This window comes from Effusibacillus lacus (assembly GCF_002335525.1).
GTDB classification, from domain to species: domain Bacteria; phylum Bacillota; class Bacilli; order Tumebacillales; family Effusibacillaceae; genus Effusibacillus; species Effusibacillus lacus.
The window spans coordinates 1-16,715 of the sequence record NZ_BDUF01000051.1 but is presented as its reverse complement, the minus strand read 5'-3'; the positions used below and the strand labels follow the sequence as shown (position 1 = coordinate 16,715).

The 16,715-nt window shown below is 51.3% G+C and carries 17 protein-coding genes; 14 read left to right on the top strand and 3 right to left on the bottom strand.

The genetic code is table 11. From position 1 onward, the window contains the following. The first annotated feature begins 217 nt into the window (after nucleotides 1-217). The 8 genes from EFBL_RS09440 to EFBL_RS09405 all read left to right on the top strand — a co-directional run bounded on the left by EFBL_RS09440 (nucleotide 218) and on the right by EFBL_RS09405 (nucleotide 8,006). Nucleotides 218-775, top strand: coding sequence for an ECF transporter S component (locus EFBL_RS09440; RefSeq protein ID WP_096181889.1), 558 nt, complete (start codon nucleotides 218-220; stop codon nucleotides 773-775). A gap of 9 nt (nucleotides 776-784) precedes the next feature. Continuing rightward, a complete protein-coding gene (locus tag EFBL_RS09435) occupies nucleotides 785-1,744 on the top strand; it encodes a P1 family peptidase (protein WP_096181902.1) in 960 nt (319 codons plus the stop codon). Nucleotides 1,745-1,755: 11 nt separating this feature from the next. Next, nucleotides 1,756-2,967 (top strand): M20 family metallopeptidase, encoded by a 1,212-nt coding sequence (locus EFBL_RS09430; protein ID WP_172899681.1) that lies wholly within the window; start codon nucleotides 1,756-1,758, stop codon nucleotides 2,965-2,967. Between the two features lie 88 nt (nucleotides 2,968-3,055). Then, a complete protein-coding gene (locus EFBL_RS09425; protein WP_096181888.1) occupies nucleotides 3,056-4,081 on the top strand; it encodes a TRAP transporter substrate-binding protein in 1,026 nt (341 codons plus the stop codon). 60 nt (nucleotides 4,082-4,141) lie between these two features. Further along, a complete protein-coding gene (locus tag EFBL_RS09420) occupies nucleotides 4,142-4,618 on the top strand; it encodes a TRAP transporter small permease (RefSeq protein WP_096181887.1) in 477 nt (158 codons plus the stop codon). Next, entirely contained in the window at nucleotides 4,618-5,886 is a 1,269-nt protein-coding gene (locus tag EFBL_RS09415) for a TRAP transporter large permease (protein WP_096181886.1), read from the top strand. Before EFBL_RS09420 ends, EFBL_RS09415 begins: the two co-directional genes overlap by 1 nt. Before the next feature lie 62 nt (nucleotides 5,887-5,948). Beyond that, nucleotides 5,949-7,316, top strand: coding sequence for an FAD-binding oxidoreductase (locus EFBL_RS09410; protein WP_096181885.1), 1,368 nt, complete (start codon nucleotides 5,949-5,951; stop codon nucleotides 7,314-7,316). Nucleotides 7,317-7,382: 66 nt separating this feature from the next. After that, complete coding sequence (locus EFBL_RS09405; RefSeq protein ID WP_165912752.1) at nucleotides 7,383-8,006, top strand: ferritin family protein; 624 nt, start codon at nucleotides 7,383-7,385, stop codon at nucleotides 8,004-8,006. A 36-nt stretch (nucleotides 8,007-8,042) separates the two neighbouring features. On the opposite strand, the gene EFBL_RS09400 is transcribed toward EFBL_RS09405, so the two are convergent. Then, nucleotides 8,043-8,849, bottom strand: a complete 807-nt coding sequence (locus EFBL_RS09400; protein WP_207907628.1) for a 4-hydroxy-tetrahydrodipicolinate reductase — start codon at nucleotides 8,847-8,849, stop codon at nucleotides 8,043-8,045. A 137-nt stretch (nucleotides 8,850-8,986) separates the two neighbouring features. Then, the gene (locus EFBL_RS09395) at nucleotides 8,987-9,622 is read right to left on the bottom strand and encodes a GntR family transcriptional regulator (RefSeq protein WP_165912753.1); all 636 of its coding nucleotides are present in this window, start codon (nucleotides 9,620-9,622) and stop codon (nucleotides 8,987-8,989) included. Nucleotides 9,623-9,791: 169 nt separating this feature from the next. Here EFBL_RS09395 and EFBL_RS09390 point away from each other — a divergent pair, with 169 nt between their 5' ends. Continuing rightward, nucleotides 9,792-11,186 carry an S-layer homology domain-containing protein gene (locus EFBL_RS09390; RefSeq protein WP_096181881.1) on the top strand — a complete coding sequence of 465 codons (1,395 nt, stop codon included), beginning with the start codon at nucleotides 9,792-9,794 and terminating at the stop codon, nucleotides 11,184-11,186. Nucleotides 11,187-11,224: 38 nt separating this feature from the next. Here the strand turns inward: EFBL_RS09390 and pdxR are convergent, their stop codons facing one another. Then, nucleotides 11,225-12,673 carry a MocR-like pyridoxine biosynthesis transcription factor PdxR gene (gene pdxR, locus EFBL_RS09385; RefSeq protein WP_096181880.1) on the bottom strand — a complete coding sequence of 483 codons (1,449 nt, stop codon included), beginning with the start codon at nucleotides 12,671-12,673 and terminating at the stop codon, nucleotides 11,225-11,227. Nucleotides 12,674-12,787: 114 nt separating this feature from the next. Here pdxR and EFBL_RS09380 point away from each other — a divergent pair, with 114 nt between their 5' ends. The 5 genes from EFBL_RS09380 to EFBL_RS09355 all read left to right on the top strand — a co-directional run bounded on the left by EFBL_RS09380 (nucleotide 12,788) and on the right by EFBL_RS09355 (nucleotide 16,535). Next, nucleotides 12,788-13,408 carry a pyridoxamine 5'-phosphate oxidase family protein gene (locus EFBL_RS09380; RefSeq protein WP_096181879.1) on the top strand — a complete coding sequence of 207 codons (621 nt, stop codon included), beginning with the start codon at nucleotides 12,788-12,790 and terminating at the stop codon, nucleotides 13,406-13,408. A gap of 94 nt (nucleotides 13,409-13,502) precedes the next feature. Beyond that, a complete protein-coding gene (locus EFBL_RS09375; protein ID WP_131927816.1) occupies nucleotides 13,503-14,387 on the top strand; it encodes a GNAT family N-acetyltransferase in 885 nt (294 codons plus the stop codon). A 120-nt stretch (nucleotides 14,388-14,507) separates the two neighbouring features. Further along, on the top strand, nucleotides 14,508-14,810 hold the full coding sequence (locus EFBL_RS21200) for a hypothetical protein (RefSeq protein WP_096181877.1): 303 nt from the start codon (nucleotides 14,508-14,510) through the stop codon (nucleotides 14,808-14,810). Nucleotides 14,811-15,175: 365 nt separating this feature from the next. Then, a complete protein-coding gene (locus EFBL_RS09360) occupies nucleotides 15,176-15,775 on the top strand; it encodes a DJ-1/PfpI family protein (RefSeq protein ID WP_096181875.1) in 600 nt (199 codons plus the stop codon). Between the two features lie 73 nt (nucleotides 15,776-15,848). Beyond that, on the top strand, nucleotides 15,849-16,535 hold the full coding sequence (locus tag EFBL_RS09355; protein ID WP_096181900.1) for a YqjF family protein: 687 nt from the start codon (nucleotides 15,849-15,851) through the stop codon (nucleotides 16,533-16,535). The last annotated feature ends 180 nt before the right edge of the window (nucleotides 16,536-16,715 follow it).

Below are 16,715 nucleotides of genomic sequence, written 5' to 3'. Positions count from 1 at the left end.
GCGATGGAGGCACGCTGTTACACACCGCATGGAGAAAGAACGGTTTATACGCAATACAGGGCCAAAGGTGCCGACTATCTCATGCTTGGAATCAGCATCCTGGTTTCTGCCGTGTTGGTCATGCCGCCTTATCCGTTCTGACTATGCGAATGTTTCTCTCGGGAATCGCTCCTGTTTGGGAGATTCCAAATACTATTTCCTGCAAGGGGGAAAAAGGATGGAGAAAGGGTTGACGGTTCGCAAAATTGTGATTGCGGGTGTGCTTGGGGCAGTTGCAATCCTGCTGGGAGTGACCCGGCTTGGCTTTATCCCTGTACCAACGGCGGCGGGGAATGCGACAATCATGCACATTCCGGCAGTCATCGGCGGCATCATGGAAGGGTGGGGAGTGGGTCTAATCATTGGTCTGATCTTTGGCGTCTCCTCATTCCTAAACGCAACGATCCCGCTCTTCAAAGATCCGCTGGTGGCCATTTTGCCCAGGCTGTTCATCGGAGTGGTGGCATACTTCACGTATGTCGGACTGAAAAACGTCAATCAATATTTTGCGATCGGAATGGCAGGTTTCCTTGGATCACTCACAAACACGGTACTCGTGCTGACAATGGCTGTACTCAGAGGGTACATGTCGTTAGGCGTTGCGGCAACCGTAGCGGTCACTAACGGGCTGCCCGAAGCGATCGTCTCGGTCATTGTTACGTTGGCCGTTGTGGGAGTCTGGATGAGGATCGGCTCCTCAAGCAAACAGAAATCCAAAATCTCGGGTGATATGTAAGTGATGGAAATGACGGGAACGATTGTCGACGTGCCGGGAATTAAAGTGGGACACGCACAGAATGAAGCGGCATTGACAGGGTGTACGGTTGTTCTTGCGGAAGCGGGAGCGGTATGCGGTGTGGATGTCCGGGGCTCCGCCCCGGGCACCCGTGAAACCGACCTGCTGCACCCTATGAATCTGGTGGATCGTGTTCACGCAATTTGCTTGAGCGGCGGGAGCGCTTACGGTCTTGATGCGGCAAGCGGAGTCATGCAGTATCTGGAGGAGAACGGCTGCGGGCTGGATGTAGGGTTTGGCCTGGTTCCGATTGTTCCGGCGGCTGTACTGTTTGATCTGTCTGTTGGGGATCCCGCCGTGCGCCCCGATAAGAACATGGGGTACCAGGCAGCGGCCGCCGCAAGCAAAGAAGCGGTTCGGGAAGGAAATGCCGGAGCCGGCTGCGGAGCCACAGTGGGGAAACTGGGAGGTTTTGCGAATGCCATGAAAAGCGGTCTTGGATCCGCATCCCGGAGCCTTGGAGACGGGCTTCGGGTGGGAGCCGTCGTGGCGGTAAACGCTGTGGGTGAGGTGCGCGACCCCGCCACGGGAAAGGTTCTCGCCGGGCCAAGGGACGGGAAAGGACGAATCGGAAACAGTCTTGAATTGATGCAGCAACGGGCGTTTTTTCCAATACCGCCAGGCACCAATACAACGATTGGGGTGATCGCCACGAATGCCGATCTGACAAAAGCGCAAGCGAACAAAATTGCCCAGATGGCTCAGGATGGCCTTGCCCGCACGATCTATCCCGTACACACCATGTACGACGGGGACACTTTGTTTGCTGTCGCCACCGGAGGTGTCAAGGAGAATGTCGACCTGATCGGTGCGATTGCTGCGGAAGTGGTGGCGGAAGCAGTGCTCCGGGCTGTACGAATGGCGCAAGGGGCAGGGGGATTGCCTGCCAGTCGGGATCTTGTCAATTAGGGGGAAAGCGTATGGCTATTGATCGCGTACTTTCGTTTGTTGAGGAAAAGGAAGTCGTCCAACTGACCCGTGACTTGGTCCGGATTCCCAGCGTGTTTCGTCCCGGCACCCCGGATGGCAATGAAGAGCGAGTGGCTCGTTTTGTGGCAGATATTCTCCGTCAGATGGGACTTTCTGTATTCTATGAGGAAGCGGCGCCCGGTCGTCCGAACGTCATTGCAGTGTACGATTCGGGAAAGCCCGGCAAGACACTATTGTTCGAAGGCCATACGGATGTGGTGACAGAAGGGGATAAGGAAAAATGGAGCTACGATCCGTACGGCGGCACCATCGACGGGGGTAGGATCTATGGCCGCGGATCGTGCGACACGAAAGGCAATCTGGCGGCGGCAATCTGTGCGGTGAAGGCGATTCAACGATCCGGGACAGCTTTCTCCGGTAAGATCCTGCTCTGCATTCCCTGCGACGAAGAAGGAATGATGATTGGCATTAAAGATTTCATTCGCCGCGGATGGGCAAAGGGGGTGGACGGAGCTATCATATGCGAGCCGGAGGAAAACCAGATCTGCATTACGCAAAAAGGCGCCATGCGGGCCATCCTGAAAACTTACGGGAAAATGGCCCACGGCGCAATGCCCCTGACGGGAATCAACCCCAACACGCGGATGGCCCGTTTGCTTGTGGCGTTGGAGCGGCTGGAAAAAGAAGAAAAGGAGCGGCTGGGTGAACATCCCATGCTGGGATGGCCAAGCATAACCCCAACCATTGTGCAGGCCCCGGTTAAAGGCGAACCTCAAATCAACGTGGTTCCCGATCAGTGTATGACCACGTTGGATATCCGGACGGTGCCCGGCCAGGAGCATGATTGGCTGAGACAGAGGATGGAAGCGATCTTACAACAATTGGCAGCGGAGGACAAGGATTTTCAGGGGACATTGGAATTTATCGAAGAACGGCCCTGGACGGTTACTCCAAAAGAGGATGAGGTGGTGCAGGCGGTAGCCGAGTCATATCGCGCAGTTACCAATAGAGAACCCGTATTCAATGGAGTGCCGGGAGCCACGGACGGGACGTTTTTGCACATGGCGGGCATTCCGATCGTTACAACAGGAGCTGGGGACCGGCATATTCCCCATCATGTGGACGAGTTTGTCGATATTGGACAGCTCGTGGAGACCACCCGGCTTTTCGCCGGGGCCGCACTGAGGTTTTTGCGGAACTAAATTGTCAATTTTTTATTTTAAGTAATTTACAGAACAATCTATATATTATATGATTTGGAAATAGACAAAACAGGAGAGGGGATCTGAAATGAAGCGAAAATGGACAGCGGCATTGACGGTTTTGTTGGGGGCAGCATTGACTCTGACCGCTTGCGGTGGTGGAAAGCAGCAAACCACAACCGGGACGTCCAAAGATGACGGGAAAACTTATACATTTAAGGCGGGGCACTCCCTGACGGAGAATCATCCCTACCATTTGTCCTTGAAACAATTGAAAGAAAACGTAGAAAAGCGAACCAACGGCAAAGTCAAGATCGAGGTGTATCCCTTGAGCCAATTGGGGGCGGAAAGGGAATTGACGGAGGCATTGTCGCTGGGTACCGCTGACATGTCCATATCCTCGACGGCACCGATTGCCAACTTCTATCCGGCCATTGGCGTGGTGGATTTGCCGTTCCTGTTTGGGAGCCGGGAACATGCGACGAAGGTGCTTGACGGCAAGGTCGGTCAGGACTTGCTGAAAGGATTGGAAAAATCGGGTATCATCGGCCTTGCATGGGGAGAGAACGGTTTCCGCCACATTACCAACAGCAAGAAAGAAATCAAGAGCCCTGAAGACCTGAAAGGCATCAAGATCCGAACCCAGGAAAACAAGATCCATATTGCCGCGTTTGAAGCATTGGGTGCCAAACCGACTCCGATGGCTTGGACAGAAGCGTTGACCGCCCTGCAGCAGGGAGTTGTCGAGGCGCAGGAGAATCCGGCCATTGTGGCAGACCAATACAAACTGTACGAGTCGAAACAGACCTTCATGTCCCTTACCGGCCATGTGTATTCGCCGGCCGTGTTCATGTTCAGCAAGTCGAAGTGGGACACGCTCCCGCCCGACATTCAGAAGATCATCGCAGAAGAAGCCAAAGCGGCAGCCAAGTTTGAGCGGGAACAGATTGCCAAGATGGAAGAGGAATCGCTAAAGAAACTGAAAGAGAAAGGCGTAAAAATATTCGAGAATGTGGACAAGAAACCCTTCCGCGACGCCATCAAGCCGGTCTATGAAAAGTATGAGAGCCAGTTCGGCAAAAAGTTGATTGAAGATATCGTGAATACGAAGTAGGAAATGATGAGAGGAAAGCGAAAGCCTGCTTTCCTCTTCCCATATGGAGAGGTGACAACAGTGGGAGTATTGGTTTCAGCACTTAACAGAATCATGCGGTTTCTTGTGAACATCCTGTTGTTTGCCATGGTGATGGCAGTGTTTTTGCAAGTGTTGTTCCGGTTTCTGATTGATCAACCCCTGGCGTGGACAGAAGAGTTGGCTCGCTATCTGCTCATCTGGATTACTTTTCTGGGGTCGGCGTACGCAATGTCAGTCAGGGCGCATATCGGCACGGACTATATTTTGAACTACCTTTCCCCCGGTTTGAAGAAAATCGTTTTGGTGCTGGGGACGGCGGCCAGTTGTCTGTTCTTCGGCATCATGGCAATCGAAGGATATACGTTGGCCATGCGGGGGATGGTGCAGACATCCCCGACCCTGCAATTGCCCATGGGCCTTGTCTATTCGGTTATTCCCATCAGCGGAGCGCTTCTGATTGTCAATCTTCTGCATGTGGCGTGGCAGGATTACAACCGGATCGGGGGTGACCAGTAATGGGAACCGTGCTGTTTCTGGCCTTTATCCTGTTGATGGTAATTAACGTTCCGATTGCAGTGGCTTTGGGTCTGGCTGCCGCCCTTGCTTTCATGGTACAGGGCAACGTACCCCTGCTTGTCATTGTGCAGAAGATGTTCAACGGCACGGATTCGTTCCCGCTGATGGCAGTCCCCTTTTTCCTGCTGGCCGGGAAATTGATGGAGACAGGGGGGATCTCAGCGCGCTTGATCGCTTTTGCCAATACTCTGGTCGGACGAATGCCCGGCGGTTTGGCCATTGTTTCGGTGATTGCCTGCATGTTCTTCGCGGCCATGTCCGGTTCTTCGGCAGCCACAACCGCTGCCGTTGGCGGTCTCCTGATACCTGCCATGGTCAAGAAGGGATATGACATCCGGTTTTCCGCCGGCTTGCAAGCGGCTGGCGGAACCATCGGTGTAATGATCCCACCCAGCGTTCCCATGGTGCTTTATGGTGTGGCTGCCAGCACTTCGATTGAAGATCTGTTCAAAGCGGGGATTGGTCCTGGAATCCTGGTGGGGATTTCACTGATTGTCTACGCCTATTTTGTCAGCAAGAAGAACGGATGGGGCGGTGGGGAAAGCCACTCCTTTACCGATTTTCTCAAAGCTTTCAAGGATGCGATCCTGGCCATCCTGATGCCAGTCATCATTTTGGGTGGCATTTACGGGGGGATTTTTACCCCGACGGAAGCGGCTGTTGTGGCCGTTGTATACGGGTTGGTGGTCGGGCTGTTTGTGTACAGGGAGATCAAGTTCCGGGATTTGGGGGAGATCTTTGCTTCCTCTGCCGTCATGACGGCTGTCATTATGCTGATTATTGCAACCGCCAATGTATTCGGTTTTATTCTTACCAGGGAAAACATCCCGCAGGAGCTTTCCCAATTTATGCTGAATATCACTGACAATCCGGTTATCACGATGCTGATCATTAACGTGCTCCTGCTGGTTCTCGGCACCTTTATGGAAACGGCAGTCACGATCATCCTGCTGACTCCGATTCTGTTGCCGATCATTACGGCTATTGGCGTGGATCCGGTTCTGTTTGGCGTGATCATGGTTGTGAACACGGCAATCGGAATGCTTACCCCACCCGTAGGAATTAACCTTTTGGTGGCCGGGAATATCGCCAAACTGCCCAACCAGGCAATCGAACGGGCCATCATCCCCTTCCTGGCGATCATGATCATTGACCTGCTGCTGATCACTTATATTCCTTCCATCAGTCTGTTCCTGGTGGGGGATTGACGAATCTCACGAGGCGGGTCAATATGAGAGAAGCATACTCGCTGTCTTTGGGAGGGAGACAAATGGATCTTGTAACCGAACTTCGCAACCTGCTGACGGATGAACAAGTGACCGCCAATCCAACCGTGTTGGAGAATCACAGCCGGGACGAGTCCTATCATGCGCCAAGTCTGCCGGATGTGGTGGTGTTTCCAAAGGATAAAGAAGATGTGCGGAAGGTACTGCAATTTGCCAACGACCATGGGATTCCGGTTGTCCCGTTTGGATTGGGCACCAGTCTGGAAGGGCATGTAATTCCCTATAAGGGCGGCATTTCTTTGGATTTCCAAATGATGAACAGGATTCTGGAAGTGCGGCCCGACGACATGTTGGTCCGGGTGCAGCCAGGAGTGACAAGAACCCAGGTCAACAATGAGTTGAAGAAATTCGGCCTCTTCTTCTCGGTGGACCCGGGAGCCGATGCCACTCTGGGCGGCATGGCGGCAACCAATGCCAGCGGTACGACCGCTGTTCGATACGGGGTCATGCGAGATCAGGTCCGGGACCTGGAAGTGGTCCTGGCGGACGGAAGGGTGATCCGTACGGGCGGACTGGCTGCCAAATCTTCCTCCGGATATCATTTGACGGGACTTTTTGTAGGATCGGAAGGCACCCTGGGTGTATTCACCGAGTTGACCTTGCGGGTGTACGGGATTCCCGAAGCGATTTTGGCAGCCAGGGCTGTGTTTCCCACCGTTAAGAATGCTGTGGATGCGGCGGTAGCCATCCGTTCGACTGGCATTCCTGTTGCCAGGGTGGAATTGGTGGATGCACGGTCCATCAGGCAGGTGAACTCCCACAGCAAGACTCACTATCCCGAAATGCCGACCCTGTTTCTGGAGTTCCACGGGAATGAGGACGGGTTAAAGCGGGATGTGGCATCCGCCAGGGAACTGGCCATGGATCAAGGGTGCCTGGCGTTTGAGTTTGAGACCGACTCGAAAGCAAGATCCCAGCTGTGGGAAGCCCGTCACAATCTGGCTTATGCCTTTATCCACGGGTTCCCGGGCAAGAAGCAGATGGTTACGGATGTATGTGTGCCATTGACCGAATTGCCGGGGGCAGTTGAATATGCGAGGGAGCTTCTCAACGATGCGGGCATGGAAGGGGGCGTTCTCGGGCATGTGGGCGATGGCAACTTCCACGTGATCATGATGGTGAATCCGGGGGACCGTGCGGATCTGCACAGGGCGGAGTCTCTCAATGAAAAGATAGTGGAGTATGCCATCAGTCGTGGCGGCACCTGTACCGGCGAACACGGGGTGGGTGTGGGAAAAGCCAAGTACCAGCGCCGGGAGCACGGCGATGCGTTGGCTGTGATGCACTCGTTCAAGCAGGTGCTTGATCCGAAGGGGATTCTGAATCCGGGGAAGATCTTTTCGGTGGAGTAGACACCATTCCATAGGCTCATACATAGGCTACATCGTATGAATTACGAGCAGCCAGGGGGAATGGGTATGTTTGTTTGGCATCCGCCGTATTATGTTCCTTACCGCGTTTATCCTGTGGCACAACCCTATGAAGTTCAATCTTACTATTGGCCGCCGGTGCCGCCTGAAGCAGCGCCTTCCACAATGTCCATTTCTCCGGCAACCGGGACGGAAACCACAAGTGAAACGGTTCCCGGAAGCCAAGCGGACGACAGGGATCATACGGACTTTGTTGAAGCAATTGAAAGAGCGATCAACGGTGAGCATAATGCAATCCGGATTTACGGGCGGCTGGCGGAACTGGCCCCAAACAACGATTTCAGGCAGATTGTCCAGACTATCCGCAATGATGAAGAAATGCACTTCAAGCAGTTTTCGGACATTTATTCCCGATTAACCGGCGGCCGCGAGCCAAAGCTGGAGAAGCAACCCCTGCCCAATAAATTTATCGAAGGGGTGGAGGAATCCATTCGGGATGAACTGGAAGATTCCAAGTTCTATCAAACTCTCTCGGAGATGACGGATAACCCTGCAATTCAAAGGGTGTTTCTGAATGCATCCCATGATGAAGCACGCCACGCCACATGGTTCTCGTATATCTGGAACAAAGCCAGAGAGAAAGCTGCCCGAGCGGCAAAGCCCCGCATTTGATGCGGGGCTTATTTTGCAATGGCAGCTAACCGCGTCTTATAGGGCAGGCAAAATAGGCAAAGGCATAGACCGAGGCTGTGGCGGCTTCCCGGAATCTTGGCGGCCCGCGCCGAAACCCAAAACATCTTCCATCGAATACAGGCCGTTTGGTTGTCCCAAGAGCCATCTTGCGGCATAGAGGGCACCTTGTCCAAAGGCGGCACGGTTGAACGTTTCGTGAACCAGGCGGATCGTCTGGTTGGGCAGGCCGAAAATGATCTCATGCCTGCCCACAACGTCCCCGATACGAATCGAATTCACATGCTCCTTCTCGTCCAAGCCCAGGGATTTCGCAATACGGAGAGCAGTACCCGAAACATCCTTCTTCCCCCGAAAATGTTCTTCCACGATCTCCACATCCGCATGGGGCGCCAACTGCTTGAACAGTCTGGAAGCTTCCATCAGAAAGTTGATCCCCAAAGTAATATTGGGCGAATAAAGGACGGCGGCGGATTGACTCATTCGAATCAGTTCCGCGTAATGTTTATCTTCGTAATTGGAAATTGCAGACACGACCTTAATTCCAAGTTCGGCTGCGGCACTGTAATGGAAGATGGAATCGGGGGAAGAAAAGTCAATGATCACATCAACCGGATTCTGTTGAAAGAAACTGTCGTTGTTCAGTTGGTTCATGGAATAGATCTGTCCTATGAGAGTATCCATGCCAAGCAGGTCACTGGCATATTTGCCGGCAAGGTCATCTGATCTCTTCAAGACCCATTCCAGGGTACAGGCTGGTTCTTTCAAGATCTCTTCGGCAATCACTTTGCCCGTACGGCCAAATCCGATCAATCCGATTCTCATCGATCCTTCCTCCATTCCCTGTGATGGTGGAAAATCCAGGTATCTCAATTATACCAAAAGAAACAGAACTAACAACCTATTTTTAAACAAGGATTGTTAGTTTGGGCGAAGGTCATCTTCTGCAAATTTTACCAATATTAGTTGTTGGATTCTGCGATTTCTGCTTTCCGTCTGTTGACAAAATTCATAGTTCGTTCATAAACATCATGGTCCCCAACCACGACGATCCGATCGGCAACTTGCAACCGGATATGCGGACCGGGTGAGAGGATCATGCCCGTGCCCCTTTTTAAAGCGACGATTGTGGCGCCCGTATTTTGCCATAGCTTGATGTCGGCGATGGTTTTGCCGATTACATGGGCTTCGTATGAAATTTCAATTTCCACCGGATTGTAGGGGGTCAAATTTTTCAGACGGTCCGAAAAATTGATAATGTCGTGCAGGATCTCGTCAAACTTGGCGTCCAGCCGCTTCTTCTCTTTCAGCAGCAGTTCCAGTTCCTGCTTTAAAGAGTATACAGGTTCGATATACGCATTATGCCTGTTGATATATTCAACCGCTTTGTCCACCGAAACAATGGTAATTTCCTTGCCCTGGGACACATCGACGATTCCCGCTTCCTTCAGCAGAGAGATCGCCTTCCGAATCGTCTCGGATGAAACATGATATTGTCCGGCGAGCAGGGTTCGGCCCGATAATTTCGTCCGAACGGGAAATTCATTGTTCACGATGCGTTGGGCGATGTCCAGAGAGATTGCTTGGTAAATCGACATTTCAGCCAAGGTGCGCACTCCATTCGTCTGAGGTGTATTTTCTCTATAATATCAAAACTCTTTGCTGGAATGGCATCTTTGAAATTCAGGAAGAAGGAATCACTAGGCCACCTGACGAATACTTGACAACCACATTCATTTTTCAAAAAACTTACCGGGGTGGCGAAAGATGAGCAAAATCAATAAAGTCTTGAGTTATCTGTTGTTCGGTCTCCTCCTCTTGGGGAGTCCGGCAAATCAAGCACTCGCAGACGGGATTTCCGATGACAGTTCGCAGGGCGGCAGATTTCAGATAACCATTGATTTCAATGATGCCAAGGAAGCAGAATGGGCGCTGGAGTCCATCAATAAAATGAAATCAAAAAAGGTCATGCAAGGATATGAGGACGGAAATTTTCGGCCCAATCAGCCGGTTACAAGAGTGGAAGCGATTGTGACAGCAGTCCGTTTGATGGGCATGGAAGAAGAGGCGAAAGCGAAATCAGCCCAAACCAAACTGTTCTTCAAAGATGCGAATTTGATCGAACAACAATATGGATGGGCAAAAGGATACATTGCAGTGGCTCTTGAAAATGGGCTTTTTGATGCATCCGAAGATGCCATTCAACCGGATAAGCCCGCCAGCAGAGTGTGGGTGGCCAGTTTGTTGGTCAGGGCTCTTGGCTTGCAGTCCGAAGCAATGAAACAAATGACCACAATACCTGATTTTCAGGATGCGGATCAGATTCCGGCGGGGGCTGTCGGATACATCAATGTTGCAGTGGAAGAAGGAATCGTCAGCGGATATCCGGATCATACATTCAAGCCCAATAAGCATGTTACACGCGCTGAAATGGCCGCTCTACTTGAACGAACAAACGACGGACTGCTGGAACGTTCAGGAGCCATTACCGTCAGCGGAATCATAACGGACATTGATTTTGATTCTTCCAATGTAACGGAAGATGTTTATGGCAATGGTGCCGCCGGTGGCACCATCACCATAAAAACTTTTAACGAGGACTCCCTGAAGTTTTTCCTGTCGCCTGATTTGTTGGTGCAGTATCATTCCCGTTTTATCAGAGCCGATCAACTTGTCAAGGATGACCAAGTGACCCTTGCGGTCAAGGGGAACACCGTAGTTGAGGCAGCTCTGGCGGAAATGACACAAGCACCTGTACCGGGCAACAAGGAAGAACAGGAAGAAGATAACGAAGAAGCAAAAGAAGATTGGAACAGCGCTTTGGGCATTCATGAACTTGAAATTAAAATCAAAGCTGGGGACAAGCAGGAACTGAAACTTGAATACAAAAGCAAGAACGGAAAAACGGAAAGCGAAATGGAGACGAAATCCGACGGCCACAAAGTAAAAGCCGAAGGCCAAGAAGCAAAAGCGTTCGTTGAAAAAATGCTGGAGGAAATGGCACTCACCCCTGTGATGAGCAAGGAAGAGATTGTGAAACAGGTGCTGTCCTCATTCCAGATTGGTCAGGATAAGGTGGTAGAATTGGAGATCGAAATCAAATTCTCCAACGGTAAGAAAGTGGAAATTGAAATCGAAAACGAAGAGGAAGATGACGATTAACAGAAAGAGGAGCCCCGTGGCTCCTCTTTCTGTTACTTTCACTCGCTTCTGACAGCCAGTTCCGCCATCTGCCGGATGCCTACCACAATCTCCTCCTCCGCCAGATGAGCAAATCCGAAGCAGGCCCCTTTTTTCCCGGTGTCAATGATGTATGATCCCGCATCTGACCAAACAATACCCGCTTCCCGGCAGGCCATACGATAAGACTCATACTGTTCCCCGCTTCCTTTCCACCAGCCGAAGACATGCAAACCCGCGTCCGATTCGACAAACTCAAACCAGGAACCTAAACGTTGCTGCAGTTCCTGCCGACAGAGAGCATGTTTCTTGCTGTAGATTCGCTTCATTCTGCGAAGATGCCGTTCGTACTGCCCGCTGTTCATGAAGTCAGCCAGTGCGTGCTGCTGGGTCAGTCCGGTGGGATGCGGTTCATAAAGATATTTGGCTTTGCAAAAAGGGGCTCTCAGCCAAGGCGGAAGCACGACATATCCAATGCGGATATCGGAGAAGAGCGTCTTGGAAAAAGTTCCGATGTAAACCACCCGACCGCTGGTGTCCAACAATTTGAGCGGTTCAATCGGACGCCCTTTGTGGCGGAATTCACTGTCGTAATCATCTTCCACAATTACCGCATTGCGTTTGACGGCCCAGTTAAGAAGTTCCTGACGCCGTTCCAGGCTTAAGACGGCCCCCGTGGGAAACTGCCGGCTGGCTGTTACAAACAGAAGCCTTGCTTCCCAGTCCTCAGGCACCATTCCCCTGTCATCCACTCTTCCGGCAACGGGTTCTCCTCCTGCGGCCGATACGGCTTGCCGAATCCCGCGATATCCCGGATCTTCCATCACAACCTGTTCTCCGGGATTGACCAACAGTTGAGCCAGCAAGGCGATGGCCTGCATAGAACCGTTTACGATTACCACATCATCCGCAACCACCGGAATCCCACGGGTACGGCTCAGATGCTTGGCAATCGCTTCCCGCAGCGGCAAGTGGCCTTGTGCGAAGAACGCCTCCTCTCTCTGCCTGGCGGATCCTTCACGCACTGCCCTATACAATGCCCGATTCCATAAGGAAATGGGAAATGCCTTCCCATCTGTATGTCCAATCGTAAAGTCCCAGCGTATATGCGACAGGGACGTGGGACGGACTTCGGGCAAAGGAACCTGATCCAACCGCCATCCCCATTCGGACAGGTGGATAGGCGAAGATGGTTCTCCGGCGGTCATGGATTGATGGAGGTTAAACGACACATAGGTCCCGCTTCCCACCCCGGAGACAAGATATCCCTCCGCGACCAGCATTTCATATACCTGAGAGACAATACCCCTTGAGATTACGTACATGTCGGCCAAATCACGGCTGGAAGGCAGTTTGCACCCATAGGGCAAGCCGCCCCCGACAATGGCGTCACGAAGTGCATGGTAGAGGGCCAGGTATTTGTATCGGTAGTTTGATTGATACACATTCCAGGGGATTTGGAAGTTCAACGAGTACCCCTCTTTTCGCGAAAAAATGGCCTATAAAAAATGAGTCGATTTGGTTCTTTTTAATAGTCTATTGTTTCCCTATGATGATGGCAAGATGCTGAGGAGGAGAGACCCATGAGAAGAAAAGAGTTTTCGGTGAGTGAACAGGCGGAGATTGAATCGTTCTTGGCGGAGATGACCTATGGGTTCCTCGCGACCGCAGGGGAGGACGGCTGGCCGCATATCAAAGCCCTCAACTTTGTCTATCTGGATGATGCCGTCTATTTTCACGGCAGTCTGGCCGGTGAGAAGATGAAGGATCTAAAGACGGACAACCGTGCAACGTTTTCGGTGGCGAAAGAATACTCCATGATCCCGTCTTACCTGTTGGATCCAAAGCTGGCTTGTCCGGCCACCGTCTTTTTCAAATCGGTGACTGTCAAGGGACGTGCCCATGTGGTGGAAGACCTGCAGGAAAAGGCACGGGTGTTCACAGCGTTCATGAAGAAGCTGCAGCCGGAAGGCGGGTATGAACCCATTGACCCGGCGGACCCGGAGTATGCCGCCAGCCTCAGAAGTGTGGCATTGGTGAAGATCAAGGTGGAGGATTTGTCGGCCAAGTTCAAGTTTGGCCAGAATCTGAAGCAGGAGACCTTTGGCCTTGTGATGGCAGGACTGGAGAACCGGGGCGAGACGCTTGACAAGGAAACGATTGCCTTAATGGAAAAGTTTTGTCCCCATCACAAGAAAGCTTGATGCTTTGAAGATTTCCCAACCGGAAAAGGAATTGGAGGGGACTTCAGCGAATAGAGTAACTACCAAAAAAACCCAAGTAGAAAGGAACCAAGCAATGATCACGATGAAACGGCTTAGCGAATGCGCATTGGAACAGGCTGTTCAAGCATGGAACGAAGGATTCAAGGGTTATTTCTTTGACGCGTCCACCACTGTGGATGCCTTTACGGCAAGAATGGGCAAAGAAGGGTTGTCCCCGTCGCTCTCCATCGTGGCGTTCCTGAACGGTCAGCCGGCAGGACTCGTATTAAATGGGGTTCGGAACCTAAACGGCAAAAAGGTGGCCTGGAACGGCGGGACGGGAGTCGCTCCCGAGTTCCGCAAACAACGTGTAGGAATGCAATTGATCGCCAAAACACTTGAAATCTATCAGGAAGAACAAGTCGAGATCGCCACCCTGGAGGCGGTCAGCGAGAATGAACCGGCCATTGCTCTGTATGAAAGAATGGGCTATGTTACAACTGATCGCCTGCTCTTCTTTCATCACGAAGGTCCGCTTCCGGACACCTTGTCCGGCGGGGCGGAAAGCAGCCCGTTCCGAATTCGTCGTGGAATTGCACAGGATGTCAGGATGCTTCCGTTCTACAATCACATGTCTCCCTGGCAAACGCAATGGACCAGCGCCATCGGTGGAGAGTCGGCTATTGCTTATGATGCTGCCGGGGAAGCTTTAGGGTATGCTTTATTCCACCGAACGTTTGACGATTCGGGCAGGGTTGGGAAAATTACTTTGCTGCAATGCGAAGCCAAACCGGAGGTACCGGACAAACAACCGATCTTGACTGCGTTGCTGGCAGAGGCATACTCATCGGCAGAGGATTCTGTAATTCGCGGAACCTTCAATTTGCCCCAATCGAACGAAATTGTCGTGCAACTGCATCGGAAAGCTGGATTCACAATCAGGGCAGAACAGGTGAATATGATACGACAGATGTTATAACAAGAACCAGTTGCTGCGGTTCTTTTTTCGTCGGAAGGGAGCTGGTGTTTTTTTGAATTTGTTGTCATCTCTATAGAAGGGGTATAATACAAAGAAAGACGTTTTGAGAAGGGTGATCATATGGAAGCCCACAAGTTTAAAGAACAATATACAATTAAGCCTAAGTCTCGACAGGAGTTGGCTGCTAATTTAACCGAAAAAATTTTATCGGCAATTAAGCTGAATGATCTAGACGTATTGTATGTAGAGCTGGAAAACGAGGAAGATGAATTACGGCTAAAACTTCGAAAAAAGAAGTCTGCGGCAGAAAAGAAAAAAATATTGGCTGAACTGGCTGGGAGCGGGCTCCAGTATGGAAAAGAGGTCATTGAGGAGTCTCTTCGGATAGCCCACCGAGAAGATGAAGAGGATCGTGAGGTTTAGCCGTGGCTAAAGTACTGTTTGACACCAATATTTACGTTTATCACTCATTTGGCTTCCCGGATGCGTAGAGGTTATGAACCATTACGAAACAGATGAAAATCTCACAGCGATGTCGATCCTTCAAGTGTCAGAGTTACTCTCTCTATATCTGATTCGGGATTTTAAATACCTCAGCGAACATCATGGACTTATGTACCTAAATCCGATAATGGATCAGGACGAGCTTAGAAAGTATATGGATGAAAAGATGAAACTTTATCCGGATTAATCCTCCATTAACTATGGAGGTATTTTTTAATAAATTGTGCAGAAGTAGACTTCACGTTACTTTAGAAATATTGAATATCGGAACTAGGGGAATTTAGATGAAAGTTGCGTTTATCCTGTTCGATCAAATGACGACTCTTGATTTCGTCGGATTTTACGACGCGGTTACCCGTTTGAAAACTATGGGGTTCAACGAGAATCTGAGTTGGGATTTGTGCGGATTGAAAGAGCAAGTGAGCGATGACAGGGGAATTACGGTAATAGTGGATCGTGTGTCCCCTGATTTATCCGAATACGATTTGATTTTCATCCCTGGAGGCTTCGGTACCCGGCAACTCGTGAATGTTACGGAATTCGTAGAATGGTTGAAGTCAGCAAAGGAAGTGGATTACAAGGTATCCGTCTGTACCGGGTCGCTCCTTTTGGGTGCAGCGGGCTTTCTGCGGGAAAAACGGGCTACGACGCATCCCAACGCCTATGATTTGCTTCGTCCGTATTGCTCAGAAGTGGTCGAAGAACGTATTGTCAAAGACGGAAACGTGATCACTGGCGGAGGAGTGGCTGTCTCAGTGGATCTCGGACTTTATCTTTGCGAAACCTTGGCGGGTCCGGAAGCCGCGAAACGGATTCAAAAACAAATGGATTATCTGTATTACCAAACGGGGCTTATTGGCCCTGGCCGCATCGGTCAAATGTAAGGAGGAGACTCCCTTGGAGATTCTTCGGCAAACGAATCACCGCCCGTGGCCGCTGCCGGAGGGGCCCTGGGTCATGACCCAGACCTGGAACGATCTGTTGTTCGCGCATTGGCCCATCAAACCGGACGTCATCCGCACCCTAATCCCTGACAGTCTCCAATTGGACACCTTTGACGGCCGGGCCTGGATCGGCGTAGTCCCCTTTCACATGAGCGGAATCCGGCTTCGATGGCTTCCGCCGGTACCTTTCATGTCCTCTTTTCCGGAAATGAATGTCAGAACGTATGTGGTGGCGGATGGAAAGCCGGGCGTTTATTTCTTTAGTCTGGACGCAACCAACCCGATTGCGGTGTGGACAGCCCGGACCTGGTTTCGGCTCCCTTATTTCAATGCGCACATTACTGTTGCCAACGAGGCGGGCCGGATCCGGTACACCAGCCGCAGAACCCACCGCCCCGCCCCCGCAGGCGAATTCCAAGCCGTTTATCAACCGGTATCCGGTGTGTTTCACCCGCACCAAGGGACACTGGACCATTGGCTGACAGAGCGGTACCGGCTGTATACCATTGGCCGGAACAAGCAGGTGTACCATGGGGAGATTCACCATGCTCCATGGCCGCTGCAGCAGGCGGAAGCGGAGATTTCAGTGAATACGATGGCCCAGGGGTTTGGCATTGAACTTCCGGCGGTAAAGCCCATCCTGCATTTTGCCAAGAAGATTGAGACCGTTATCTGGCCGCTCCGACAGGCAAAAGCTTAATTCCTCTACCACTTCCACATTTAAGGATCTATTAATTTAATTTTGAATGTAGGGAGATAATGAACTATAAACAATTAAGTAATTTACTAGTAGTTCGTTTCCTAAATTCAGTTACTTAAAACGGTGTTCTATGGTATCCTGAAAGCAAGAATAATGAACGGGGCGGATACCATGGGAAGA

Coding starts and splice junctions, on each gene's coding strand:
- EFBL_RS09440 (WP_096181889.1), top strand. CDS start 218: ATGGAGAAAGGGTTGACGGTTCGCAAAATTGTGATTGCGGGTGTGCTT.
- EFBL_RS09435 (WP_096181902.1), top strand. CDS start 785: ATGACGGGAACGATTGTCGACGTGCCGGGAATTAAAGTGGGACACGCA.
- EFBL_RS09430 (WP_172899681.1), top strand. CDS start 1,756: ATGGCTATTGATCGCGTACTTTCGTTTGTTGAGGAAAAGGAAGTCGTC.
- EFBL_RS09425 (WP_096181888.1), top strand. CDS start 3,056: ATGAAGCGAAAATGGACAGCGGCATTGACGGTTTTGTTGGGGGCAGCA.
- EFBL_RS09415 (WP_096181886.1), top strand. CDS start 4,618: ATGGGAACCGTGCTGTTTCTGGCCTTTATCCTGTTGATGGTAATTAAC.
- EFBL_RS09410 (WP_096181885.1), top strand. CDS start 5,949: ATGGATCTTGTAACCGAACTTCGCAACCTGCTGACGGATGAACAAGTG.
- EFBL_RS09405 (WP_165912752.1), top strand. CDS start 7,383: ATGTTTGTTTGGCATCCGCCGTATTATGTTCCTTACCGCGTTTATCCT.
- EFBL_RS09400 (WP_207907628.1), bottom strand. CDS start 8,849: ATGAGAATCGGATTGATCGGATTTGGCCGTACGGGCAAAGTGATTGCC.
- EFBL_RS09395 (WP_165912753.1), bottom strand. CDS start 9,622: ATGTCGATTTACCAAGCAATCTCTCTGGACATCGCCCAACGCATCGTG.
- EFBL_RS09390 (WP_096181881.1), top strand. CDS start 9,792: ATGAGCAAAATCAATAAAGTCTTGAGTTATCTGTTGTTCGGTCTCCTC.
- EFBL_RS09380 (WP_096181879.1), top strand. CDS start 12,788: ATGAGAAGAAAAGAGTTTTCGGTGAGTGAACAGGCGGAGATTGAATCG.
- EFBL_RS09375 (WP_131927816.1), top strand. CDS start 13,503: ATGATCACGATGAAACGGCTTAGCGAATGCGCATTGGAACAGGCTGTT.
- EFBL_RS21200 (WP_096181877.1), top strand. CDS start 14,508: ATGGAAGCCCACAAGTTTAAAGAACAATATACAATTAAGCCTAAGTCT.
- EFBL_RS09360 (WP_096181875.1), top strand. CDS start 15,176: ATGAAAGTTGCGTTTATCCTGTTCGATCAAATGACGACTCTTGATTTC.
- EFBL_RS09355 (WP_096181900.1), top strand. CDS start 15,849: ATGACCCAGACCTGGAACGATCTGTTGTTCGCGCATTGGCCCATCAAA.